The following is a 26,005-nucleotide window of genomic DNA, read 5'->3' as shown; positions in this document are numbered from 1 at the left end:
CAATATAAATTTGCGAAGAGGGGGCAAGCGATGTCTAATCTGAAGTTCAGTCTATAGCAAATTTATATGAATTTCTACTTCCAACAAGCGATCGCTCTTTCCCTATCAAAAGAGCGATCGCTTAATTGATGTTCCTTACACCGTTTTGTCTTGCTCCGCTAGCTTCTGCTCTAGCCCTTCTTCAGACACAACAATTCTTAACTTATTTCTCAGTATTTTTATATCTTCCCAAAACATATCTTCCCATCTCAAACCCAGAACTTTTTTAGCTTTTTTACCCATCTGGAAACCTTTAGTTACAGTTTCTAAATAGAGCTGACCGTCAAAAATTTTCTCGTCTAACAATATATGAGACATTCGAGCCATCATTAAATAGTATACATTAGGTAGCATTGCTTGAGCTATATAAAAACCCTCTAAACCTATTTCTCCTAAATTATCTGTTTGAAACCCTGTAATTGCATGAAGAATATCGTGAGTTTCTCTGAGCCTTCTAAAAAAAAACTGATAGCGATCGCACTCTTTAACTTGATAATTTAAAGTTTGCAAATTGTTCCGATTCATATGTGTGGCATAAGTATAGCCGAGAGTGTTGGCTGGTATTGTGCTTAACTCTTCCAGAGAGTAGCGAGGACAGTAACCTTCTTGGAATAATTCTTCTAAGCCTGGAGCGCTATCGTATATAAGTTTTACCGCTTTCTCTTTGTTTCTTTCAATCAAAGTGCTATTGACGGTGTTGCCAATCTCAAAAACATTGTTTAAGCGACTGGGATTAATAGCTAAATCAAGCATATTCACTAAAATTTGAGCAAATTCAGCGCCGCTATAGCCAGTAAACATTTTTATTCCCCTTTAGTTGATTGCTGAATTTGATAAATTACATTGCTCTAAACATTGCCCGACACATACCTACAGAGTTTAAATACTTCAGAATAACCTAAATCGCTATGTCGAGGGGCAATTTTGGCAAACCGATTGGGTTTTAATGATTTCTTGTCTTGCATTTCGATAACTGAATCTGTATTCTAGAAAAACTTTTATCAGAATCGGAAGAAAAGTTTGCGGGATTCTCCTTGCTTGGCAGCAGAAAAAACTGTCTCAAAGTCCTCTAACTCGAACTCTTCTCCCAAAATATCGTCCAAATCGATTTGCCCGGAAGCCATCAAATAAAGTGCTTCTTCAAAAGAACCGTAGTTTACGGCATGAAATATCGGTTCTTTCTTCAGAATTTGATTTACATTCAGCGCAACAGGCTGATGCTGGCGGCTTTTTAAAATTATTTTTCCTCCCGGCCGAAGTGCTTGTAACATTGCATTTAGGGCTTCACTGGTTACTAGAGTTTCGATGATAAAGTCATAGTAATCTGGCTTTAACTCTCGATCGCTCGCAGCATCATAAATGGTTACATCCTCAAAACCATAAGCTTTGAGAATCTTGTGCGTCAGTTGAGAAATGCGGTTATCGCCATAGATTAACCCTGTTTCATGGGGTGCGATATTGGCTTTGAGAACAGCAAGAGAAGCCGCTATAGGTTCGGTATAGGCTCCCATCTTGAAGTCCACATTTTCAGGTAATAAATGAACCGCAGACGCAGGCACTGTTGCGTACTCTGCAAAAGCCCCTTGAAGGTGAATGCCGAGAAAAGAAGTATTTTGACAGTATGCTGTTTTGCCACTGGTACAGATATGACATTTGCTACAGGGAATTTGTGGATTTACAGTTACTCGGTTTCCCGATCGCAAGTTGCTGACATTCTTGCCAATTTCCTGAATAATCCCGGCAAATTCATGACCTAAAATCAGCGGATCGATCGATTTAACTTTGCCTTCAGCCACATAAATGTCGGTGCGACATAACCCTGCGGTTTTAACCTCGATCAGCACATCGTTATCCGAGTACGATTTAGGTTTTGGAATTGATTCTAGAGAGACTTTACCGTTTTTTTTGAGTAGTGCTTTCATAAGCTTTTTGTTTTAAAAATAGCAACGACCCTGACTTTTCTGAATTAGGTTGAAGCAGAATGAGGTACGATTTGCTTTGCTTTACTCGCTTCGCTATCGCCTTTTCATGAAGTTATAAGCACAATCTCCTATGAATTGGGTTTGAGGGTAAGGGGGTGCGGTGCTTGGTGTGTGATGAGCGGGTTCGAAAATCAAGCTCGCGATCGCCTCATAAGTATTGTCTATACCAAAAAGCGAGATCTCAATGAGCCTAACACACTTTCAGAAATTCTTGATCGCCTCATGGTTGATTTAGTTTTGCATAGCGACAAATAAAAAGTCACTGTACAAAATGGAAAATGACCAGTTGCGATCGCGCGCTATTTCCTCTTGAGCGTTGGCTGGAACGGATTGACGAGAGAAAGGGCGATCGCGATTTCGGATAGGGGAAAAGCGATCGCCCTTTCTTTACAAACTAAAAATAAGGGCGATATGCTCCTTATTTAAGTTGCATTTATTGTAAGTAAGAACGGGCTGCGTTAGATAGTTGCTCGTCCTACTTTGTGCCAATACGCCACAATTTGCGGTCATTTTTCGCTCATTTCCCAAAGCCTTGAGCCTGTCCCCCTTTTTTTGCCTGAAACCAGAAAGCCCTAATGCACCTCGAACCTGGTAAGTTTACAAATCGCTACTCGCTGTCCCGCTCTCAAAAGCTTAGTGCTTTGTCTCTAGAATGACAAGAGCTTGCAAAAACTCTAACTTTTAGAGATTTACGCCCCGACCTCAATATCTCAACTTGATATCTTGCACCATTGTCAATAAAAGGCTCCCTAGCTGGGTGGGGGGCGGGTTTATATAGGACTTGCGGAATAAGTCTGCGATCGCAAAGGCCAGAATTAAAGATGGAATGAAGCAGGCGGATAGATAAGTCTATCTGATCTATTATGCACCCAAAAACAACTTTTGATAATGGGTGAGGCAAACAAAGAGGTGTTTTAGAAAATTGACCTGGCTTATTCAGCAAGCCCTAATTAGAGGAATTTTTGCTCGTTGGTGCGGTATCATCCTTTAATGCACGAATGCTAGTTTTAGCAGTCTCTGGGTACAAAGATCCAAATTCTTTCAAGGCTTGTCCTGACTCTTCGGCAATATTTTTCAACCTTTCCCCAGGAGCATCTTCTGTTTCGCGAGCTTCTTCATACCACTCATTTGTGGTTTTAGGTCTTACGGAGTCAATCTCATGTAATTTGTCGCGACCTTCATTGTTTGAGGCTATGTTATTGCGTCCATAATCAACATTTGTTGTCAGCAGTATAAAACCGACTAGGGCAACAGCAAAAAACCGCTTTACCTGAAATACATTAAGTAGAGAACTGATGCCAGCGATCGCACTAGAAACCAAATTTGTCATGACTATACTCCACGAGTTAATTCTTGAATTTTTTGAACTTTTGGCATATCCTTAGCTCTCTCCAAACTTAGCTACTGTATTTTCAGCCGAACTTAGCTTTAACCTGTAACTAGCCTGATGAATAGAGCGATAGATTGGCGACGATCTGTGTAAAAAACCAACCTATTTTCAAGCCATTAGCTTTTTTGAGTTCAAATATAAGAATAACGGCAGCAAACATGATTCTTCCTCTAACAGAAGTCATAGCTTGGTGATGAAAAAGATTATTTTTTCACAGGCTATTGTATAGCTGGAAACAATAAATTACTTCTTATGACAGAGGTTAGGGGCTACGATGCTCAGGAAAGAAGGGGAAGAAGGGAATAGAATCTGCGATCGCCTCTACGGGGAGCGGTTTCTGAGTGCTAAACTGGCAATTTGACAAAAATTGTAATAAAATGCAACAAAGTGTGCTATAATTGTGAATGTGTCAAAATGTAATGCCCCGTATATGCTGGAGCCTTTGAGCCCTGAACAACCATGTCAGCCTCTTTATCCCAAGCCGTCTTACTTGTAGACGGCTATAACATGATTGGACTTTGGCCGCGCCTTAGTGACAAGCGCGATCGCGATGGTTTGGAGATGGCAAGGCGGCATTTAATCGAGGAATTAGTTAACTACAGCGCTTTTCTGGGTTTAGACGCAAGATTGGTATTCGACGCTTACTATCAAGACACTCCCTGCGTTAAAGAAATTATTACTAAGAATTTATCAGTCTACTACACTGAATTTGGTCAGACAGCAGATACTTATATTGAAAAATCCTGTGCAGTCCTCCGCTACGAGTTGCGATCGCTTAAGCGGCGGCTAATAGTAGCTACCTCAGACAGAGCTCAACAATTGACAGTCGTCGGCTATGGCGCTGAATGGATGTCCGCCCTGCAACTCGCCCGCGATGTCGAATCTACCTGTCGCCAGCGCGAAGGTAGGCATAACCCCCGCAAGCAATCCTCTAGCCGTTTTCTTGCGAGTTCTCTCAATCCTGAATCGCAAAAGCGTTTGGCACAATTAAGAATGGGACTGGATTAATTAAAAATTAAAAATTAAAAATTAAAAATTATTTTAAATCCTATTTAGGGGCAGTTATAGCAACCGCTTTCGTCATTTAGGAAATTCGCTCATAGCTGAAACCATTGACTCTCTTCCGCTCTTTCCCTAGCCCCTAGCCCCTAGCCCCTAGCCCCTAACCGCCCTGGCGGTTGCTAAAAAAAAAGTTTGTAAAAGGCCTTGCCAAATCCAATTTTTATCGCTACTATTAGTAAATGTGGCTAGTAAAAAAGGCTGCGATCCTCGGTAGCTCAGTGGCAGAGCGGTCGGCTGTAATGAACACCAGCAAAGGAGAAATCCAAAAGCTGAGATGACATAGCAGCTTTATCCGGTAACGGATACTGAAAAATCGGGTGAATTCAAGGAAGCCGCAGCACTTCGGGTGGCGGTAATCTTGAGCCAAGTCTGGCGAAAGGCAGTGGTTTCCACAAGTAGCCAGAAAGGTGCAGAGACTAGAGATGAGGAGCCTATCCAATAAATCTCACAGCGCCCGACATCCCGGAATGGGGATGATGAAATAGTCCACGCCTTACGGAAACGTTGGGATAAGTGTAACCGATTGGTCGTAGGTTCAAATCCTACCCGGGGAGTTAAAAAAAGCCGGAAGTTAGAAATTTCTAACTTCCGGCTTTTTTGCTAAATTTCTTTCTTCCTTCTTCTTAATCTTGACTATCCTGCGAAATCGGCGTTTCCCCAGTGCCATTATTCGCTCCATCTAACTCAACCTTATGCCCATTTACCTGATTTTGCAACAACTGCAACAGCATTGCTTCCAACTGCGATGATATTTCAACTTGCAGATTACCCGTGCGAATATTCAAATCTCGCTGGGGGAAAGGAATCTCAATCTTATGCTGCCGCAAATTTGCCTCTATTCGGTAATACAAATCGCTTTTAATTAAGAATTGCTTACTCGGTTGCGCCGTCCAAACTCGTAATTCAAAATTTAGGGCACTATCACCAAATCCCTTAAATAAAACTTGCGGTGGTGGAACTGAAAGCACGTCAGGATGACCAGTTCCCGCTTCCAATAAAGCGGTTTTTACTGCATTAACATCAGAATTATAAGATACTCCAATTGGCAGTCGTACTCCCGAAACAGGATTGTCATGGTTCCAGTTAATTAACTCTGTTTCCAAAAAGCGGGAATTAGGCACAATAATCGAAACTCGATCGAGAGTTCTAATCACTGTACTGCGACCGCCAATTCGCTCTACTATGCCTTTATATTCCCCAACTTCTACAAAATCGCCGATTTGAATTGGACGCTCCAAAATTATCACAAGTCCGCTGCCAAAGTTTTTGGCAATATCTTGCAAACCAAACCCAATCCCGACACCGAGAACACTAGCTAAAATAGTTAAGGAACTTAAATCTAGTCCCCAAATTTGTAACAAGACAATAGTGCCGATTGCAATTAAACTATATTTGGTAATAATCGCGATCGCTTCCTGGGCTCCGCGATTGATTCCTGCTACCTCCAAAATGCGCGCTCGCAAAACAGTAGTAGCTGTATGGGCAACAACTATCAACCCCCACAGAAAACCGCACAGAATCAATAAATCCGTGACAGAGTAAGCCTTTTCACCGACAGTAAAAATCTTGGAAATGAAGCTAGCAATCAGAATATTCGCGATTTTATAACTCCATCTCCGCGTCAGTGGAAATAGATTAGTAATGTAAAGCAGCGTAGCTACCCATAAACCGAATCGCGTACTAGCGAGGGTGAGATTGAGCAATAAATCAAAACTGCGCGGCGGATTTGGCTGAGATGGATTGGGTTCTGGAAAGAACATTCGTAACCCTCGGCGCAGGGTACGCGGCCAAAACCAACCTAAAACAATGTGAAATGCGATCGCACCCATCAAAATCGCGATCGCATTCACCACCGCATCTCGAATATACTTACCGCTACGTTGTTGTTGAGCTTCATTCACCGCTTGCTGAATTTGCGCCGCCCAAGTTCCCGCCTGTTCCCCTGGACTGCTACCTGCTGGTGCATCTAGTTGTGTCACCGTCAACAAGTATCTAGCAGATGTATCTGGAGGAGAAGAATTTGCTTTTAAATCTTTATTCGAGACAGAAACTAATAATATCGTTGGTAATAGATTGCGTTCCTCTACCTTTACCTGTACGGGTTCAGAAGATGAGACAGCATCTTTTAGTTGCGAATTAATTAAATTTGCCCGTTCCTTAGCTGTAAACTGTCCTGAACTGCTAACTTGAAAAATTTGCCTCCCATCTAAAATTACTGGCGCTAAGTCAAATTTGGTGCTAACTTGTGCTAATGCTGGAAAAGCCAGGAAAATGCAGGCAAGGGCGAGAATTACCCCAGCGATGCACCTTCCTGAGAAAACCATGAATTTATTGCGGTTTTTCTTCTCGATCGCTTTCACCCTGCTAGTACAGCCATTTCCATTTCCATTACTTTTTGCCTTGAGCATAAGTTCAAATACAAATTACCGCCAACTACTCTAAAATTTAGTTGAAGAGCGCAGATTTAACAATTCTTGGGTCGAAGCCAAAAGTTTAACAGTAACAGCCACAATTTCAACTTCGGGATTTAGTATAAACCGCCAACCAACCTTAACTCCAAATACCGGAGTTTGTACCTTACCGCTTACGTGAATTTCCCGATTCCCATCTTCTAAAGTTTCGATAACAGCCTGTTGCGGTTCCAGTTGCATCCCTTTAGCTTCGGCTTTGAGGTAGAGTGCGATCGCATCTCTGCCCACAATCGGATCTTCAAATGGAGCATAGAGCACACCGTCCGCAGCAAACAGATTAGCTGTAGCCTCAAAGTCGCTACAGTTGAAAGTTTGAAAATAGCTATGCACCACTGGATCTAGGGGATTAGTTGTACCAGGATTAGCTATCAAAATTGTTTCAGTCATGAAAAGTCTCGATAATTTAGTTATTTGAGTTTTACAGGATTTACGTATTCACTACCACCCTCTCTAGGTAGATTAAGTAGTCGGACATAAATAAACGCAGCCATGTCATTGCGAGCGAAGCGAAGCAATCGCAGGGGTTTGGGATTGCTTCGCTTTGCTCGCAATGACATCATTTATTTTTGTCCAACTACTTAGTAGTTACAAGGGCCAAGCTTTTCTCTTACCAGACGATCTCTAGCCCTGTCTAAGTCCCGATAAAAAACCTGGTTTCATAGAAGAATCCAGGTAGTTTAAAATATGCTAACAGTGGAAACTTAAACTCTATAATCAGAGAAAGTTCTTAGCCTTTTGCTTTACTTAGCCATCAAGTTAAGTAACTCTTGAGGAGATGCGAGCAAGTCGATCGCCACAAAGAAAATCTTGCCTTGAGGATCTATTAAAAACCGCCAAGCAATGTTCATACCAACACTCGCGCCAAACCAAGGAGTTTGAACTTTTCCTGTCACTTTAATCTGCGTGTAGCCATCGACAACCTCAGATACGCCGCGCTCTGGCATCATTTTCAAGCCAACACACTCTTCGCGCATATAGGCCAAAATTGCCTCTTGACCGACGATCGGCTTCTGGAAAGGTGGTTGTAGAGCACCCTTGGGAGCAAATAGACCAACAGCAGCCTCAAAGTCAAAGGCGTTCATGTTGTTAATGTAGCCAAGTACTGTCGGGTTTGTAACGCCTTCGATCGTGACTTGAGTCCGTTGCGCGATCTCAGTTGGGGGCACTACGGGATCTGCAACTTTAGCATAGCTGCCAGGAGCATTCGGATCGAAGCCCATGTTGACTACAGCATTACGCAGCACGGTGATTTGCTGACCACCATCAAGTTGCCGGATTGTTTGCAGCACTGCTGAGGCATTAGAAGAAAGCTTATAACCAGGTGGGATCGGAGCTACGAGTCCCTGAGCCATCCATTCTCCTAACTGATACCAGAAGCCCAATTTAATGTTCATGCTGAAGGAAGCATAGGAACGGTTAAGAGGAGTGTCAACACGGTTAGCTAAATCGCACATGACCTGTGTTTGAGCCAAAGGAGGCATCTGCTTAATTTGGGCTAGCAAACCATCGGCGATGACCATGCTGGCGGCTCCTGGGGCAGCAGGAGTAATTGTGATCCCCATTTCGGTGTAGGCAAACCAGAGTAATGCTAGTTGATCTTCAGCGCTGAGCTGGGCAAACTTGGCGATCGTGTCTGGGACAGCACTCGCAACCTGAGTGTTAGAGAAAATACCCTGAGCGGTCTCAATAGTAAACGGCATATGTAAATAGAGATTTTTGTTGTTAAGTTGCGAATCCAGTATCTGGGCTTCGTGAATCTCTTCTCCTTGTTTACACTATGTAACGATTTATTACATTTTGTCAACATACTTTGCAAATTCAGTAGTTTTAAAATTAAGATTATAAGTTTGCGTTATTTATCTCATCCTAAATAATCGCCCATATCATATAAGCGCTAAAATATCAAGAGATAATCCCAGAAAAAACTAAAGCCATAACTGGGAAAGATTTCTGAAACCTTGAGAGGCATCCAATGAAATCCCCAATTACCAGCACTCAGATTAAGCAGAAAGCTTTAGAATTGGGATTCCACAAGGTGGGGATAGCGCAGGCAGATGATGCCCCTTATTCAGAGGTAGAAAGGTTGCAGGGTTGGTTGAAGGCTGGATATCAAGCAGATATGGCATGGATGGCTAATCCAAAGCGCCAGGATATTCGTCTAGTGATGCCAGAGGTACAGTCATTAATATGTATTGCCCTCAATTACTATACTCCTCACCAGCGCCCACAAGGGTCAGAATATGCGAAAATTTCTCGCTATGGTTGGGGGCGGGATTACCACAAGGTGATGCACAAAAAGCTGAAGGTGTTAACTAACTGGCTGCGATCGCAAGGTGAGGGAATTGAAGCGCGATATTATGCAGATACTGGGCCAGTACAAGATAAAGTTTGGGCCGAGCGGGCCGGTATTGGGTGGATTGCGAAGAATGGCAATGTAATTTCGCGGGAGTATGGTTCTTGGATATTTTTGGGGGAAGTATTAACGAATTTGGAGTTAATGCCTGATACTCCTCACGCCGAACATTGTGGCACTTGTACTCGCTGTATTGATGCTTGTCCTACTGGGGCAATTACTCAGTCTTTTGTGGTGGATGCTAATCGGTGTATTGCTTATCATACGATTGAGAATCGAGATGAGAAGTTGCCTGATGCCATTACTTCTCATTTACAGAATTGGGTTGCAGGTTGTGATATTTGTCAAGATGTTTGCCCTTGGAATCAACGTTTTGCTAAGGAAACGGATATGGTGGAGTTTCAGCCTTATCCTGAAAATATAGCGCCGACTCTCACAGAACTAGCGGAAATATCAGATGATGAATGGAATCGGAGGTTTACTGCTTCGGCTTTGCGGCGGATTAAGCCAGAGATGTGGCGAAGAAATGCTAGGTTGAACCAGGAAAGGAATAAAAGTGAATTAAATGATTAATAATTAGTTAGTTGCTTATTGCTAATGGCTAATGGCTAATTGCTAATTGCTAATTGCTAATTGCTAATTGCTAACTAAAGGTAAGGTGGGTGTTCGTCAGAAAGCGATTTTTTTCATAGCAATAGGTGGTTGTCGGCGAGCGCCCACCCTACAAGTCAACAACTAACAACTAACAAATAACTACTAACAATTAAAAATGACTAAAGTAATTATTTTTGATTTTGACGGTACTTTGGCTGATACCTTAAATGCGATTGTGACTATTACTAACCGCTTATCTGTGGAATTTGGTTATAAACCCGCTACTAAAGACGAACTTGCAGAAATTAGAAACTTAAATTCTTGGGAAATTATCAAGCATTCAGGGATTTCTATGTTTAAACTGCCATTTCTAGTGAGAAGAGTAAGAAAAGAGTTGAGAAATGAAATTCAAGAAATTAGATTGTTTCCCGGAATTAAAGAAGCTCTACTAGAGTTAAAAAATCAAGGTAATCAACTGGGGATTATTACTTCTAACTCTAAAGAAAATGTTTTAGCATTGATGGAGAGAAACGGGTTGGAAGAAATATTTGATTTTATTTACACGGGAACGACGCTATTTGGCAAACACAAAGTGATTAACAATTGGCTAAAGCAAGCTGCTGTCAAGCCAGAAGAGGTTGTTTATGTAGGAGATGAAACGAGGGATATAGAGGCGGCTAAAAAAGCTAAAATTAAAATAATTGCTGTGAGTTGGGGATTTAATGCAAAAGCAGCTTTGGCAGAACATAAACCTGATTTTTTGATCGAACACCCCCATCAATTAATTGAAGTTATAAAAAACTGGTGATCGGGGATTAATCTGTTTCGCCTCGGTTTAATGCTGTTAGCACTGCTTGCTGGCTAACATCCTGGTAAACTTTACGTAAATACTGCATAGCGGCCTCCATTGGAGAAGTTGATTTGTTACTTTTATCTCCATCAGTTGCTAGAATTAGTGGCCCTAAAATATCTAAAACTGTTTCGCTGGCTGGCGGCGGTACTATTACTACTAGAGATGATTCTAGCTTTTGGTTATATTCCCAAAACTGGTAAACTTTTGGTAATTGGTAATTGGTAATTGGTAATTGGTAATTGGTAATCGTGGAATTTTCCTCTGAGTCAACTTTAGCACTGTTTTCCTCTCCTTTTCCTCGCAATTGTCGCAGTTTTGTCAAAATTTGTTCTTTGGTTCGTCCTCGGAGTTGAAAGAGTACAAATGGGTCTTCGCTGAAGCGTTCTCCTAACAAGTAGTAAACTGCACTAATGTGTTTACAAGGATTGGCTTTATCGGGACAACTACATTGGGAATGAACATCGGACAAGTTAAAGGGAAATAGTCTCTTACCAGCAACGGCAAATACATCTTCAATATTTTGGGGCATTTCTCCTGCTAATAGTTTGGCAGAAAAAACTGCTCTTTGAGCCATATTTTCAGTGATATAACCCCAATCTTCGTCGCTGAAAGTATCTAGCCAAAGAGAAATTTGATATGGTTCTGGTTCTGTGCCTCTAACTTGGGCAATTACCTTTTGACCTTGAAACTCAATGCTCAGAACGTTACCCTCTCTTGCATACTTCCAGCCTCGTTCTAAACGCTTTTTAAAACGATAGGAATTGATCAAATCAAGCCATTGTTCTGTCCACCATTGTTTGTCGCTCATAGGTATTTTAGGTTTTAGTTTTTGAATTTAAAGTTGTACAATCAATGTAGGGGCAATTCCCCTGTGGTTGCCCGTATCAATGCCTGCGGCTGGCTACGCCTACGGGGGTAGGCACGGGGGCACTACCCCTACAAATCTGTATGAATGATTTAAGCTTGCTATATTACTCTCCTTCTTCTTCAATGATAGCATTGCGGTCTAGTATTAGTAAATTACGTAATTGGTCTGTATCAAGTTCTGTAAGCCAATTTTCGCCACCGCCAACTACTTGCTCAGCTAGAGCTTTTTTACTTTCTATCATGTCATGAATTTTCTCTTCTAAAGTACCCGTGCAAACGAATTTATGTACTTGCACATTGCGCGTTTGACCGATACGAAAAACGCGGTCTGTTGCCTGATTTTCTACTGCTGGATTCCACCATCTGTCATAGTGGAAAACGTGGGTAGCTCGCGTTAAGTTCAGACCAGTACCGCCAGCTTTTAAGGATAAAATCATAATCGGGGGCCCTTGAGGGTCATGCTGGAAACGGTCGATCATTTCTTCTCGTTGCTGTTGGCGAGTGCCACCATATAGGAATAATATTTCTCTACCTAAGTGTTTTTCTAAATGGGCTTTGAGTAGATGTCCCCATTCGGCAAATTGGGTAAAGATTAAGGCCCGGTCTTCGGCTGATAAAACCTCTTCTAACATTTCATCAAGTCGCTGTAACTTTCCTGATTCTTGAGAGTTAATTTCTAATTTTTTACTCTTCCCTTCTTCCTTCGATAAAATTGGATAGTTACAGATTTGCTTGAGCTTAACTAGCAAGGCAAGTATCATTCCTCGCCGCTGGATGCCATCAGCAGATTCAATAGCTGCTAATGACTCTTCAACAACTTTTTGATAAATGTCAGCTTGGTCAAGTGACAGAGGACAAAATACTGTCATTTCTTGTTTTTCTGGCAAGTCTTGGATAATGGTTTTGTCCGTTTTAAGGCGACGCAAAATAAAGGGTTGAACAAGGGAGCGCAAAGTCTGTAAAGAGTCTTTATCCCCATATTTCTCAATCGGTATTGCAAATCGTCTCTGGAAGAAATTACGCTGTCCTAAATAACCAGGATTAAGAAACTCTAAGATTGACCACAATTCTTGCAGTCTATTCTCTACGGGTGTACCCGTTAGAGCAATTTTAAATGAAGCTTCTATCTGTCGCACTGCTTGCGATTGTTTTGCCTCTGAGTTCTTAATATTTTGAGCTTCATCTAAGACTACACCTTGCCATTTAATGCTCTGAAGTTCTTTCGCATCTCGGTAAACTAGCGGATAGCTGGTAATTATCAAATCCTTGCCTTTAATTGCAGTAGCAAAGGCTTTACCTTTAGGTCGTTTATTGCCGTAATGTTGTAAAACTTTCAGGCTAGGCCCGAATTTCTTGACTTCACGCTCCCAGTTGCCTAATACTGAGGTCGGACAAACGAGTAAGGTAGGACTTTCTAGTAATTCTTGTTCTTGCAGGTGCAGCAGAAAAGCGATGAGCTCTGCGGTTTTTCCCATCCCCATATCGTCCGCTAAACAAGCCCCCAACCCCCATTTTTCTAAGAAAGATAACCAGCCAACTCCTCGTGCTTGATATGGGCGCAATTCTCCCTGAAAACTCTTAGGATTGATGGCATTTACTGATTCATTGTTACTGAGAGTATTGAGTAATTCCTGAAGTTGACCTGTGGCTTCAAAGCTAACTACTGGAAGTTTTTCTATTGTCTGAGTGTCGCCGGAAGCTAAACGCAAAGCATCTTCTAAAGAAAGTGTCATTTGATCTTTGCGACTGGCAAAAAAAGCTTGAGCAGCTTTGACATCGGGAGCTCGTAATTCTACCCACTCGCCGTTTATTTCTACTAAAGGCGAATTAAGAGCGATTAGTCTGTCAAATTCTGCTTTGGAAATTTGTTGTCCGCCGATGGTTAATTTCCACTTGAAATTTAGTAGGCTTTGTAAGCCTATCCGGTTGTCAGCAGTTTTTAATGAGGTAGTCGGCGTTTCTGCTTGAATACTTAATCCTAAACGACTTGCCCATCCTTCCCTATTCGTTAAACTCGGCGGCAAAATTACACCTAATCCGGTGTCAGTAAATCGCCACGCAAATGACTTGATAAATTCGTAAGCTTGCAGCGGGTTAAGGTGACAATATTGAGGGCTTTGCTGTTGTAATGTTGGTTCGATTAAGGGATAAAGTTTTGAAGCTAAACCCAAGCCACTTAGGAGGTTTTCTTGAGGAAATTCTAATGTCCTTCCTCGATAATTTAAACGCTCTACTGGGTGATTCCAGATAGTTGTTGCATCTACTAAAAATTGTGGGTCATCGGCTGCTTGCAGACAGTAATTTAAAGTCCAGTCTCTTTTGCCTGATGAGGGTGGAATTAGGTGAAATCCAGTGCGAAATTGATTTTGTTCTGCGAGGGCTAAAAGTGGGGATTTCCAAGCGGCGATCGCATTTTCTAAACGTTCTAAGTTATCTGGTTCTAATTCTACAATATTGGACTCTTGTTTTAAGGCTTTTAGCCATCCGCGTACAGGGTTTATTGCTGCGATTTCTAAATTTTCATGGCAGGATATTCGCACTTGAGTATCGATGATTCTGCTCAAAAAGCCTTTCAGCAATTCTTGAGAAGTTGGTGGCAAATCTATTGATTTTGGTAATTGGTAATTGGTAATTGGTGATTGGTAAATTTCTTCTTGGTTGTCCCCTCTTCCTTCTTCCTTCTTCCTTCTTCCTTCTTCCTTCTGGTAAGTACGGCAAGCAGTTGGCATTTGTTTGGCAAAATTTGCGAGGCGAATTCGATCTGTTTCGCTGTCGAGTAAGGGCTGCCAAATTGCTATTTTAGAACCGTTTAAGCTTTCTAATGCTGGTAAGAATTTACCTCTAGCTAGTAAATCTAAACTCCATCTACTGACGTGCGACCAAAAACGTAAGTCCGAGCCGACAAAAGATTCTGCATCTGCACCAAGGGGGAGTGCTTGTAAGAAGGTAAATGCTTCTAGGGGATGAAGATAGAATCCTTCTATTTGCCAGGGGTAAAGGTACTGCGATTCTGTTTCTGTACTTTCTAAAGATGTGGTTGCGGAATGCAGGGGGATGAGATTTTCAGTGGATGCTAATATCTGGGTGGGGAGTGCGATCGCGCGATTTTCCCACCGATTTGATAATTTTGAGGTGGTAATTTCTGGGTCTTTAATTTTCTGGGATGTCTTCGACTTACCTTTTTTTTGCTTTTGGGTTTCCGGGTGATTTTTTTGTGGCTTTTCGTCGATTTCTGGTAAGAGCCGATTTAGTTTTTTTGATTGGTGTAACGATATTAAGAAATTATTTAATTCTGCTTCCCCCATTGTATATGGATTGTGCAAATATTCGCTAGTTTCAGGGGTAGAGCTTGGGGTAATTCTCCGCCAAGTTTCTCCCCAAATAAATAAATAACCGCCGCGCTCTAGTAGCCAAGTACCGTGTAAAATTGCCATTTATTTTATCCTTATACTCTCCGATTATTTGGAAGAGCTATCTATATTTAGTGCTATTGATTCAATTATTGTAAGTAGTAAGCTCATAATATCATCTTAGGACTTACGCACCGATCGCGTAGCGCCGCCCAGAGAGCGGTGTTACGGCATTAACTTTTAATTTTTAATTTTTAATTTTTAATTTCCTGCGGCGTTACGGTATTAATTTTTAATTTTTAATTTTTAATTTTTAATTCCCTCTCGCACTCTAGCTGTTCTAATGTTACGATTGCCACAGAGAAAGAACTGTGGTAGATAAAGGAAAGACGACTACATGGTAGATATAGACAGGTCAATATCCTTTGATGGACGGGATATTAGGCTGAAGATTGGCTTACTAGCACCGCAGGCAGGAGGTGCTGTTTTGATCCAGTCGGGAGACACCTCGGTTTTAGTCACAGCTACCCGCGCACAGGGTCGAGAAGGGATTGATTTCTTGCCCCTGCTGGTAGATTACGAAGAGAGATTATATGCCGGAGGTAAAATTCCGGGTGGTTTTTTGCGGCGGGAAGGTCGTCCGCCAGAAAAAGTAACTCTCACGGGTCGTTTGATTGACCGTCCGCTGCGGCCGCTGTTTCCAAGCTGGTTGCGGGACGACATTCAGGTTGTGGCTACAACGCTCTCGATGGACGAGGAAGTGCCGCCGGATGTGCTGGCGGTGACGGGGGCTTCAGTGGCGGTGCTGCTGGCAAAGATGCCGTTTTACGGCCCGATGGCGGCGGTGCGCGTAGGTTTGGTGGGTGATGATTTTATTATCAACCCAACCTATAAGGAGATTAAGACGGGTGAATTGGATCTGGTGGTAGCGGGTTCCCCCGACGGGGTGATCATGGTGGAAGCGGGTGCTAACCAGTTACCAGAGCGGGATATTATTGAGGCCATTGATTTTGGTTACGAGGCTGCGTCTGATTTGATTCAGGCTCAGCGGGAAATCATGGCGGAGTTGGGGATTGAGTTGATACGGGAGGAGAGGCCGGAAACAGACCCGACGCTGGAGAATTTTATCCGCGATCGCGCCGAAGCTCCGATCAAACAAATTCTATCTCAATTTGAGTTAGATAAAAAAGCTCGCGATACCGCCTTAGATGAGGTGAAGGCAGCAGCGGTGGTAGCTGCGATCGCAGAACTTGCCGAAGACGATCCCGTGCGCGTAGCCGCAGGTGTTGATAGCAAAGCGATCGCTAATGTCTTCAAAGATGTCACCAAAAAGCTGATGCGCCGCCAAATCGTCGAAGACGGCGTGCGCGTGGACGGCCGCAAGCTAGACGAAGTGCGCCCAGTGTCCTGTCGCGTCAGCGTATTGCCCTCACGAGTTCACGGGAGTTCGCTGTTTAATCGCGGCTTAACTCAAGTGATGTCTGCTGTCACTCTCGGAACTCCGGGAGATGCCCAGGACTTGGGAGATGACTTACACCCCCAAGACGAAAAGCGCTATTTGCATCACTATAACTTCCCCCCTTACTCTGTCGGAGAAACCAGACCGATGCGATCGCCCGGACGACGGGAAATCGGTCACGGAGCCCTAGCAGAACGGGCAATCCTCCCCGTATTGCCTCCGCAAGCAGATTTCCCCTATGTAATCCGGGTAGTTTCAGAAGTCCTTTCCTCCAACGGTTCCACCTCAATGGGTTCCGTTTGCGCCTCGACGCTAGCATTAATGGACGCAGGCGTTCCCCTGATCCAACCTGTAAGCGGCGCGGCGATGGGATTAATTAAAGAAGGCGATGAAGTCCGCATCCTCACAGACATTCAGGGGATTGAAGACTTCTTAGGCGACATGGACTTTAAAGTAGCGGGCACCGATACCGGGATTACAGCTTTGCAGATGGACATGAAAATATCTGGTTTACCCTTACAGGTAATCGCAGAAGCCATCCACAAAGCCAAACCCGCGCGGCTGCACATTTTAGAGAAAATGCTCTCTACCATTGACAAACCGCGCACAACGATGTCACCCTTCGCGCCTCGCCTGCTGACGCTGAAGATTGAACCCGAATTCATCGGTTTAGTTATCGGCCCAGGTGGTAAAACCATTAAAGCCATCACCGAAGAAACAGGCGTAAAAATTGACATTGACGACGACGGCACTGTAACGATCGCAGGTAACGATAGTGAAAGAGCCGCTCGCGCCTACAATATTATCCAAGGCATGACGCGCAAGCTAAATGCTGGAGATGTCTACGTTGGTCGCGTCACCAGGATTATTCCGATCGGTGCTTTTGTCGAGATTTTACCTGGAAAAGAGGGAATGATTCATATTTCCCAATTAGCGGATTACCGCGTAGGTAAAGTCGAAGATGAGTTGGCTGTTGCCGATGAAGTGATCGTGAAAGTGCGGGAGATTGACAACAAAGGCCGGATTAATTTAACGCGCTTGAACATTCACCCAGATGAAGCCGCCGCCGCCCGCGAGCGATAAACTGATAACGAGGAATGGCTAATTGGTAATTGGTAATAGGTAATTGCAGATTACTAATTGCCGATTAGCAATTACCTAGTTCCCCACAGTTAACTGTTAACTGTTAACTGTTAAAACCAGTAAAAAAAATATATATAAGTCTTTTTTTGATAAATTCTGCCCTTATAAATAACTTTATAGATAACTAAATTATTCTGCCTTTATATATTTTCTGTCTTCTGCCTTCTGCCTTCTGCTTTGAGGAATCATGGTAATACTACAACATCTGTGGGAGTTAATATTATTTCTAGTGATTTTATTGGGGCCATTGCCTTTATGTTTATGTTTTGCTCTGATTAATCAAACCGACAATATTAAATCTTCCTTACCCCATTTTTTATTAGTAATATTAACAGCATGGAGTATTATTCAAGTTAGTCTAGGTCTAATTTTAGGAACCTTTGAAAAACTAACTCTAACTCCAGTTATTTTTACAGAACTTATTATTTCTATTATCGGTTTTTGTCTGATTTATTTAAAAAAATATACTTTTTCATTTGTGCTTGCAAAGCTACCAAAGCTCAAACAACCACTCAATAAAATTGAACTACTAATTATTAGTTCTGCGGCTGCTGTGGCGCTGGTTCTCTTGTTGATAATAGCAACCAAGCCAATCACTAACTACGATTCTTTGTGGTTTCACTTACCCGCCATCTCTCGCTGGTACCAAACAGGTGCTTTAACTTTATTAGACTCAACAGGAAATTGGATCTTCGATCACCAAGATGCCATAGTTTACCCTTATAATTGGCACATTTTAAATTTTCTATCCGTTCTCCCTTTTGGCGAAGATTTCCTCGTAGCTTTTCCTCAGCTAATTGCTTGGATAATCCAGGGAATTTCCGTCTATCTTTTGAGCATTTATTTTGGTGCAAGTCGCATCAATAGCATGGCAGCTTCATCTTTATTGTTGACTGTGCCGATGATGATTAACCAGGTTAATACTATTCATATAGATTTACCATTGTCTGCATTGTTTACTGTAAGTCTATATTTTGGCTTATCTTATTATAGCCGCAGAATTATATCTGATTTTGCTCTATTTTTGGCTGCCTTGGGACTGTTTACAGGCATTAAAATCACCGCCATTATTTATGGGGCTTTTATTTTGGGGGGATTGGCAATATTAGAACTTAAAAAAATCTGGTTAAGACCCAAAAATACACAATTTAATTTTCAGCTAAAATCACCCCTACTATTCTTAGGAATAGCCCTATTATTGTTTCTAGGAGGATTTTGGTATGTGCGAAACCTTCTGCACATCAATCATCCAATTCAGAATTTTACTGTACTTTCGCCAAGTCTGCCTGTATCTCCACCGCCGAAAAATTTAGAATCACCCGAATATTTAAAGATTTGGAAAAGCACTTTATTGAATCAATTTGACATCACAAAAATATCTAATTGGCAAATTTTTATCTCCCAAATAATTGCTAGATTGCAGTTGCCATTCATCGCCATGTCATGCCAGATATTAGCATGGCTAGTTTTCGCCAGCTTTAAGAAGCGAATACCCCCAATAAATGAGAAATTTGTTTCTTTGATTATTTTACTTGTTGGCACAGGTTTTTTGTATTTTATTACACCATTTAGTTCTGGTACTGGAGGCGAAATAGTTGGTCAGCTAGGCCCTTTGTTAGGATTTAATCTAAGATATGGATTTCCATTTTTAAGCACGATCGCTGTCACCGCAGCCGTGAGTGCTACCTTAGTCAGAACTACAGATAAATTAATTGTATTAACTGTTTTAATTAGCAGTATTGTAGGTATTTTTAGCAGTGAGATTTTTGATGCTATCAAGAATGCCTCTTTTACGGGAAATAGTATAATTTGGGGTAGTAAACTGATTGACCAGTTTAAATCTTCTCCGATAGAAGCTAGTAAAACAGTAATCGCAATACTGGGCCCTAACCTGATTGATATATGCAAATATGTAGGAATTTATTTGATTTATTTATTGTTTATTTATCTCCTGACTTGGCAATTATCTCAGAGTAGATTTCTAACAACACTATTACCTCCCTTTCAGCGTTTAAGTCAGACAATTGTGATTTGTAGTTGTATAGCGTTAATAGCTAGTACAACTTGGGTGTGGCGAGAAAAACGAGAGGTAAATCGGACTGAAATTTATCAAGGAATGTATGACTATCTTGAAAAGAATACACTTCCTGGTGAAAAAATTGGATTCTTTTTAAGTCACCGCAGTTACCTTTTTTACGGAAAAAACCTAAATCGGCAAGTTTTATATATTCCCTTGAAAGAAAAATTTAATCAGAGTACTAAATGGGCTGATAATTTGCGGCAAAATGGCGTTAAAATAGTTGCATTAGGGCCTTTGACTTCCCTTGATGAAAATACGAAGAAAACTGTATCTTGGTTAACGAGTGATGATGGGTATTTGGAATCTGTTTGGGGTGAAAATGTTAGTCAAAAGTCTGTGTTATATCGATTGAAAAGTAAATAATTGCACTCGGTAAAACCGTTCTCTGGGCGGTATATTACCACCCAAAGGGCGGCGTTACAAACCACTAACAATTAACAAAATAATGCTTAATAAAGAACCACCTTTATTTTCTGTAATTATTCCTACTTATAACCGTCCCGATCGGTTATGTATTTGTCTTCAGGCGTTAGTTAAAGTTGATTATCCCCGCGATTATTTTGAGGTGATTGTTGTCGATGATGGTAGTAAAATGCCACTAGAAAATTATGTGATTCCCTTTGAAAAGTGGCTGAATATATCACTACTAACACAACCAAATTCAGGGCCGGCAAAAGCTCGAAATATGGGTGCAATGGCGGCAAAAGGTAAGTTTTTGGTATTTACTGATGATGATTGTACGTCGGCTGCTGATTGGCTGAAAAATTTAGAAATTAGAGTTACGGCTATACCCGATTGTTTAGTGGGTGGTAAAACTGTTAACGCTTTGCCCGATAATCTTTATTCTACTGCTAGTCAACAACTCATCGATTATCTTTATAGTTATTATAATGCTAATCCCGATCGAGCGCGATTTTTTGCTTCTAATAATTTTGCCATATCAACAGCTTATTTTCAAAGTATAGGCGGGTTTGATACTACTTTTCCTCTGGCTGCTGGTGAAGACCGGGAATTTTGCGATCGCTTGCTCGATCGAGGCTACTGTATGATCTATGCTCCTGAAGTTGTAGTTTATCATGCTCACGAACTGACGCTGAGTAAATTTTGGCAGCAGCAATTCAATTATGGTCGCGGTGCTTTCCGTTTTCAGCAAATCAGCGCTGAACGTGGTAGTAGGCAAATGCAGCATCCCTCATTTTATCTCAATTTACTAACTTATCCTTTTTCCCAGCCATCAGGTATAAAAATGCTGTTAATTGCAGGATTATTTATACTTTCGCAAGTGGGAATTGCAGCCGGATTGTTTTGGGAGAAGGGAGAAGGGAAATGGGGGAGATGGGGGGATGGGGGGGGTGGGGAAGATAGAGGAGATGGGGGAGATGGGGAAGATAGGGGAGATGGGAAATTAGCAATTAAGTAGAAGGAAGAAGGATTTAGTTATCTAGGAGAGAAGGAAGAATGTTTATACATTCAGCTTTTTAGCCATCCTTATCTTATGTTTAATTAGGTGGATTTACTTGGCAATTAGCAATTAGCAATTAGCAATTAGTAATTAGTAATTATTATTGAGCTTGCGACTTGCTAAACCCCTTACTTGTTCGTCAGAATCGTGGAGCGATCGCGCTTGCAAAAGAGACAGTGCTCCGGGATGATGGGGATAGTGTTCGATAATTGCCTCCAAAGCTGTAAAGCGAGGATTGTAAGGGAAAGAACCTTTCTGGTTATAAGGGTCATTGATAGCGCGATCGCACAAAAATTCAAACATTCCTGGTTCTTCTTTCCACCCCCGCATCAATTCCAAGACTGCAATTACTCGCACATGAGAGTCAGGATCGCTTTCTGCTCTACTTTTGAGCCATGCTAAAGTTTCCGAGTCATTCTTCCAACCCCGTGCTAATTTTTGTACGGCGGCTTGTCTGACACTTGGGCTCTCGTCGCACTCAGCCTGGGCCTTCAACAAAGCCAAGGTTTCAGCATCGCCAGGCCACCTGGAAGCAAGTTCTTGTACGGCTGTCTGCCTTAGCGCTACATCATTTGAGTGAACTAGAGATTTCAGCCAAGCTAAAGTTTCCGGTTGGTTTGACCATCCTTGGGCGATTTCTTGGACGAGTACAGTTCGCAGGTAGGAATCGGGTTCTGAATCAGCTAAAGTTTGGAGGAAAGACAAGGTTTCAGACTCCTGCGGCCAACCCCTGGCTATTCCTCTGAGTGCAGCTTCTCGCACGTTCAAATGAGTATTTGACTCGGCTAGATTTCTTAGCCAGTGGAAGATTTCTGGATGTGAAGATCGCAGTTTAGCTATCTCTTGGACGGCCGCTTGTTGGACAATCCAATAATCATCCGATTCAGCTAATGTTTTTAATAGGGTTAATGTTTCTGGACTTTGCGGCCAACCTCTTGCTATTTCTTGAAGGGCGATTTCCCGTACTTCTACGTCGCGATCGCTCTCGGCTACAATTTTCACAAAAGTCCAAGTTTCCGGGAAATCTTGCCATCCTCTAGCTATTGCTTGTACAGCCACTTCTCGGACTGCGGAATTAGCCTCAGATTCGGCTATGGTTTTCAGTAACAGATAAATATCGCGATCGCCCCCCCAACCCTTCCCCAACTCTTCTAATGCAGCTTTTCGCACTTCCTTACTCTCGTCAGACTGGGCTAACCCCCTCAGCAAAGACAAAGTATCTCGATCGTCTCGCCAACCCCGCGCCAATTCTCGCAGCGCCACTATTCGCAGAGTTAAACTGCTTGTCTGGGTTAGTTTTTTGATTTGGGACAAAGTTTCAGCATCCTCCGACCACCCCCTGGCGATCGCTTCCCAAGCTGCTACTCGCACCGTTAAACTTTCGTCAGTTTCAGCAATTTTTCTCAGTAAAACCAAGATATTCGTTTGATTTGGCCAATTTTTAGCTAATTCCTGCACCCCTACAGTGCGGACTGCGGGACTGCTATCTAACTCCGCGAGGTGTAACAGCAAAGGTAATGTACCTGTCGCTTCCCGCCAACCCCTTGCCAACTCTTGAGCTGCTGCCGATCGCACGGCCCAACTGCCATCAGATTGAGCTAAGTTTTTGAGCAGGAACTCCATATCTCCCACTTGAGACCAACCCCGTGCCAATTCTTGAGCGGCGGCGGCGCGGACTTCCCCAGTGTCGTTGGACTCAAGCAGATTCAACAGCCAAGTATAGGTTTCCGATTGGTGTTTCCAAGTAGTCGCGATCGCTCTAATTGCCTGCGATCGTACTTGATAAGTTTCCTGCAACTCTTGAGCGCTTTGATATAAAATCAGAAAGCCAGTACCGTACTGAGATAAACTCTTAAAAGAATTGAGCAATCTAGTATCAACTGTTACTTTATCCCGATTTTTTGTTTCTAACAGACATTGAGCTGCCAAAAACAGATTGATAAATCTTTCTTCTTGACCGTTTTGGTCAATCAAATACTCAATAATTTCTGATACACCCTGTTCATCCAAGCCTCCTGCAACCAGCCGTAGGACTTCATGCCAGGATGCTTCCCGCCAGTGTCCCCCGAAAATTTGTGTTTTGAGTTCGGCTGTAGTCAGCTTGCCAGATTGAACTTGTTCTACGATTAACTCCGCCGCAGTCCGGGCATTATTGTCGGCAATAAGTTTTTGTAACATAGGTGTCGAGGCAGTTTCCAGGTAGCTGGCACGAATCTGATTGCTATTTTTATAGATTAAGGCATTTTTGCCCTTCTAGATAACTATAATGTTTCTACCCTTAGACCTTGTACCTTCTGCTATATTACCATTCCCCTCGAACCCTAAAAGCCGCCCAATAATAATAGGACTTACACTCATAGCTCTAGAAACCGGGTTTTTGAGAGCATCTGTGGGTCACGCAGAAGGCAGGAGGCAGGAGGCAGGAGGCAGGAGGCAGAAAGTAGAAGTAACAATGAAGTATTTTCGTAAAAAAACCCGGTTTATGAGGTTGGTGCGTAAGTCATGTAAGAATTACTATAGATATGATTTCATTGCAAAGAATTCCCTAAAATTATCGTAGTAGTAAATACGAAATCAGCCTTTTTTTTATACCTCATATCGCTTTTAAGAAGTTCTAGAAACTCTTGATGTCCCGCACTTGTCCGACCCACTAAACAACCCGCGCCATAAAAACCAATATCATCAAGCGGCAAATTATTGCCGTGATGTTGGTTAATATCATATAAGCCAGTATAGATTTTACCTTCTCTCTTGTACGTCTTGTACAAATCTCTGTATCCTGAGATTTGTTTTGTCTGTACTAAGGCTTCCTGAGCATCACCACCATTTCCCCAATGATAGCCTATTTCCCAAGCTGTATATTGACCCGGCTTGATACGGAAAGCTCCCATAACATCTTGAGGATGATCTGTGTAATAAATTCCGGGTTCTGTGGTTGCTTCCCACTTTTTTACGAGCCGAGGCTTACCATCAATCACTTCGATCGCTAATCGTAAGTCATTAAATTTATTCGGTTCGTTCTTGTTTAGTTTTCCATCTAGATTCATGCCCTCAATATACACAATGTTGTAATTTCCTTCGCCTGTAAACACTTGATATCCTTGACTTTTCATATAGCGGATAACTCGCTCGGCAAGAGAAGTCTTACGGTTCGGTTTTATGGCAGTTGGAGGTTTGTTCACCACATTAACTGCATAGGACGCAGAAACATCTAAAATAGAATTGGGAAATTCGTTAAAAGCTTTATTGATTAGTGACTCGCCCAAAGTCATCTTGTTAGTTGGCAATAGCAAAAACGAGATTGCACTCAAACAAAAAGCTAGAGGAATAGTCAAACTCCGCCGATTTTCGGGTTCATCAAAAATATGTTGACAATCAACTATACAAGATGTATTTTTTGTGAATTTAGCAGATTTTTTCATAACCTTAATCGCACCCTGAATAGACAACAACAATCTGCTAAATATTTTTGTACTTAACTTTGTACTTAAAGCAGACAAGACTTACGCTCATGGCCATAGAAACCGGCTTTTTCAGAGAATCTGTGGGTCACGCAGGAGGCAGAAGGCTGCTATGCAGAACGAAGTATTTTCGTAAAAAAACCCGGTTTCTTTGGTTGGGTGCGTAAGTCCTAGCAGAGTAAAACTAATCATTGTAATTTTCATATAAAAAAGTCAATACCTGTAAATAGGACATTGACAAATAACTTCATTTGTCCATTGCTGGTGTTGACACTATATAGCAACCGCCACAACGGTTACGACACTCGCTCATGGCCCAAACTATTGACTTTCTTCCCTTCTTTCCCTTCTTTCCCTTCTTTCCCTAGTCCCTAGCCCCTAGCCCCTAGCCCCTAACCGCCCTGGCGGTTGCTATATCTCTCAAAGCTCTTTCAGTAGCAGACGATGCAGGGTTTTTACCCTCCCTGCCGCGATCGCCCACCCTACGTTTAATTATGTCCGACCACTTAATAGTAAATATGATTTAAGATAGCAACCGCTTTCGTTAGTGAAGACACTCGCTCAGGGCTAAAACCATTAACTCTCTTCCCCTCTTTCCGTCCTTCGCCTCTTCCCCTTCTTCCCTTCTTTCCCTAGCCCTGAGCATCGTAGCCCCTAGCCCCTAGCGGTTGCTATAGTTAACAACCAAATTAGCTAAGGCTACTAGCAATTGCTTGGGTTCAATTGGTTTGGCGATGTGAGCATCAAAGCCTGCTTCCAAAGCTTGCGCTCGGTCTTGTTCCCTAGCATAGGCAGTTAGAGCTAAAGCAGGCAAATGTTCTCCCTGGAAAGCTTCTGAAGCTCTCACCTTGCGGATTAGTGAGTAGCCATCCTCAAGAGGTATCCCAATGTCGCTGACTAAAATATCTGGCTGCCAATGCTCCAAAGCTGCGATCGCTTCTTCCACTGAAGCCACCGCGATCGCAGTTGCTTCATACTCTTCTAGCAAAGCGACCAAAAACTCGCGAGTGTCTGACTCATCTTCGACTACCAAAACTTGGAGACCCGAAAGTTCGTTAGGGGGTGGAGCTTCGATACTAGGTAGAGATGGGACTGTTGGCGAAATTCCCAATCCGCGACTGTCAATACTCTGTTTGAGGGGCAGCCTGACTATAAAAGTCGAACCTTTGCCTTCTCCCTCACTATGAGCGTTAATGGTACCACCGTGCAGTTCCACTAAGTGGCGAGCGATCGCTAATCCTAATCCTAATCCGCCATAAGTCCTAGTTACAGAGCCATCTGCTTGTCGGAAGCGTTCAAAAACATAAGGCAAAAACTCAGCAGCAATACCTTTTCCAGTATCACGCACGGTGATTTCCACGTAGGAGTTTGATTCGGGACGAGGGGAGTGGGGAGCGGGGGGGCTGGGGGGCTGGGGAGCGGGGGGGCTGGGGAGCGAG

At 42.5% G+C, this 26,005-nt stretch carries 17 protein-coding genes; 6 read left to right on the top strand and 11 right to left on the bottom strand.

All coding sequences use genetic code 11. The features are described 5' to 3' along the window. Positions 1-135: 135 nt before the first annotated feature. The 3 genes from OSCI_RS21920 to OSCI_RS21910 form a co-directional block, all read right to left on the bottom strand. Positions 136-840 (bottom strand): Coq4 family protein, encoded by a 705-nt coding sequence (locus OSCI_RS21920; RefSeq protein ID WP_007357346.1) that lies wholly within the window; start codon positions 838-840, stop codon positions 136-138. A gap of 200 nt (positions 841-1,040) precedes the next feature. Next, on the bottom strand, positions 1,041-1,961 hold the full coding sequence (locus OSCI_RS21915; protein ID WP_007357344.1) for a zinc-dependent alcohol dehydrogenase: 921 nt from the start codon (positions 1,959-1,961) through the stop codon (positions 1,041-1,043). 1,006 nt (positions 1,962-2,967) lie between these two features. Next, positions 2,968-3,351, bottom strand: coding sequence for a hypothetical protein (locus tag OSCI_RS21910; protein WP_007357342.1), 384 nt, complete (start codon positions 3,349-3,351; stop codon positions 2,968-2,970). Between the two features lie 519 nt (positions 3,352-3,870). Here OSCI_RS21910 and OSCI_RS21905 point away from each other — a divergent pair. Continuing rightward, positions 3,871-4,419 carry an NYN domain-containing protein gene (locus OSCI_RS21905; RefSeq protein ID WP_007357340.1) on the top strand — a complete coding sequence of 183 codons (549 nt, stop codon included), beginning with the start codon at positions 3,871-3,873 and terminating at the stop codon, positions 4,417-4,419. A gap of 677 nt (positions 4,420-5,096) precedes the next feature. Here OSCI_RS21905 and OSCI_RS21900 read toward each other — a convergent pair. The 3 genes from OSCI_RS21900 to OSCI_RS21890 form a co-directional block, all read right to left on the bottom strand. Then, complete coding sequence (locus OSCI_RS21900) at positions 5,097-6,881, bottom strand: mechanosensitive ion channel family protein (RefSeq protein ID WP_019487216.1); 1,785 nt, start codon at positions 6,879-6,881, stop codon at positions 5,097-5,099. A gap of 30 nt (positions 6,882-6,911) precedes the next feature. Next, a complete protein-coding gene (locus OSCI_RS21895; RefSeq protein WP_007357338.1) occupies positions 6,912-7,331 on the bottom strand; it encodes a ketosteroid isomerase family protein in 420 nt (139 codons plus the stop codon). A 353-nt stretch (positions 7,332-7,684) separates the two neighbouring features. Continuing rightward, positions 7,685-8,644 (bottom strand): orange carotenoid protein N-terminal domain-containing protein, encoded by a 960-nt coding sequence (locus OSCI_RS21890; protein ID WP_007357337.1) that lies wholly within the window; start codon positions 8,642-8,644, stop codon positions 7,685-7,687. 272 nt (positions 8,645-8,916) lie between these two features. Here OSCI_RS21890 and queG point away from each other — a divergent pair, with 272 nt between their 5' ends. Both queG and OSCI_RS21880 read left to right on the top strand, forming a co-directional pair. Beyond that, on the top strand, positions 8,917-9,870 hold the full coding sequence (gene queG / locus OSCI_RS21885) for a tRNA epoxyqueuosine(34) reductase QueG (protein ID WP_007357336.1): 954 nt from the start codon (positions 8,917-8,919) through the stop codon (positions 9,868-9,870). A gap of 196 nt (positions 9,871-10,066) precedes the next feature. After that, on the top strand, positions 10,067-10,699 hold the full coding sequence (locus tag OSCI_RS21880) for an HAD-IA family hydrolase (RefSeq protein WP_007357335.1): 633 nt from the start codon (positions 10,067-10,069) through the stop codon (positions 10,697-10,699). 7 nt (positions 10,700-10,706) lie between these two features. Here OSCI_RS21880 and OSCI_RS21875 read toward each other — a convergent pair whose 3' ends face one another. Beyond that, positions 10,707-11,552, bottom strand: a complete 846-nt coding sequence (locus OSCI_RS21875; RefSeq protein WP_007357334.1) for an SWIM zinc finger family protein — start codon at positions 11,550-11,552, stop codon at positions 10,707-10,709. Between the two features lie 163 nt (positions 11,553-11,715). Then, the gene (locus OSCI_RS21870) at positions 11,716-15,045 is read right to left on the bottom strand and encodes a DEAD/DEAH box helicase (RefSeq protein ID WP_007357333.1); all 3,330 of its coding nucleotides are present in this window, start codon (positions 15,043-15,045) and stop codon (positions 11,716-11,718) included. A gap of 313 nt (positions 15,046-15,358) precedes the next feature. On the opposite strand from OSCI_RS21870, the gene OSCI_RS21865 reads away from it, so the two are divergent. The 3 genes from OSCI_RS21865 to OSCI_RS21855 all read left to right on the top strand — a co-directional run bounded on the left by OSCI_RS21865 (position 15,359) and on the right by OSCI_RS21855 (position 21,063). Further along, positions 15,359-17,503, top strand: coding sequence for a polyribonucleotide nucleotidyltransferase (locus OSCI_RS21865; protein WP_007357332.1), 2,145 nt, complete (start codon positions 15,359-15,361; stop codon positions 17,501-17,503). A gap of 247 nt (positions 17,504-17,750) precedes the next feature. Continuing rightward, positions 17,751-20,006 (top strand): hypothetical protein, encoded by a 2,256-nt coding sequence (locus OSCI_RS21860; RefSeq protein ID WP_007357331.1) that lies wholly within the window; start codon positions 17,751-17,753, stop codon positions 20,004-20,006. Positions 20,007-20,088: 82 nt separating this feature from the next. Beyond that, positions 20,089-21,063, top strand: coding sequence for a glycosyltransferase (locus tag OSCI_RS21855; protein WP_007357330.1), 975 nt, complete (start codon positions 20,089-20,091; stop codon positions 21,061-21,063). Positions 21,064-21,195: 132 nt separating this feature from the next. On the opposite strand, the gene OSCI_RS21850 is transcribed toward OSCI_RS21855, so the two are convergent. The 3 genes from OSCI_RS21850 to OSCI_RS21840 all read right to left on the bottom strand — a co-directional run. Then, a complete protein-coding gene (locus tag OSCI_RS21850; protein WP_007357329.1) occupies positions 21,196-23,283 on the bottom strand; it encodes a HEAT repeat domain-containing protein in 2,088 nt (695 codons plus the stop codon). Between the two features lie 350 nt (positions 23,284-23,633). After that, positions 23,634-24,527 carry a hypothetical protein gene (locus OSCI_RS21845; RefSeq protein WP_007357328.1) on the bottom strand — a complete coding sequence of 298 codons (894 nt, stop codon included), beginning with the start codon at positions 24,525-24,527 and terminating at the stop codon, positions 23,634-23,636. Positions 24,528-25,227: 700 nt separating this feature from the next. Beyond that, the coding region (locus tag OSCI_RS21840; protein WP_157135585.1) for a response regulator at positions 25,228-26,005 on the bottom strand (778 nt) is incomplete at its 5' end.

Source organism: Kamptonema sp. PCC 6506 (assembly GCF_000180455.1).
Classification (GTDB): domain Bacteria; phylum Cyanobacteriota; class Cyanobacteriia; order Cyanobacteriales; family Microcoleaceae; genus Kamptonema; species Kamptonema formosum.
Note: the sequence above shows the minus strand (reverse complement) of the source record. Positions and strands in the feature narration are given on the sequence as shown.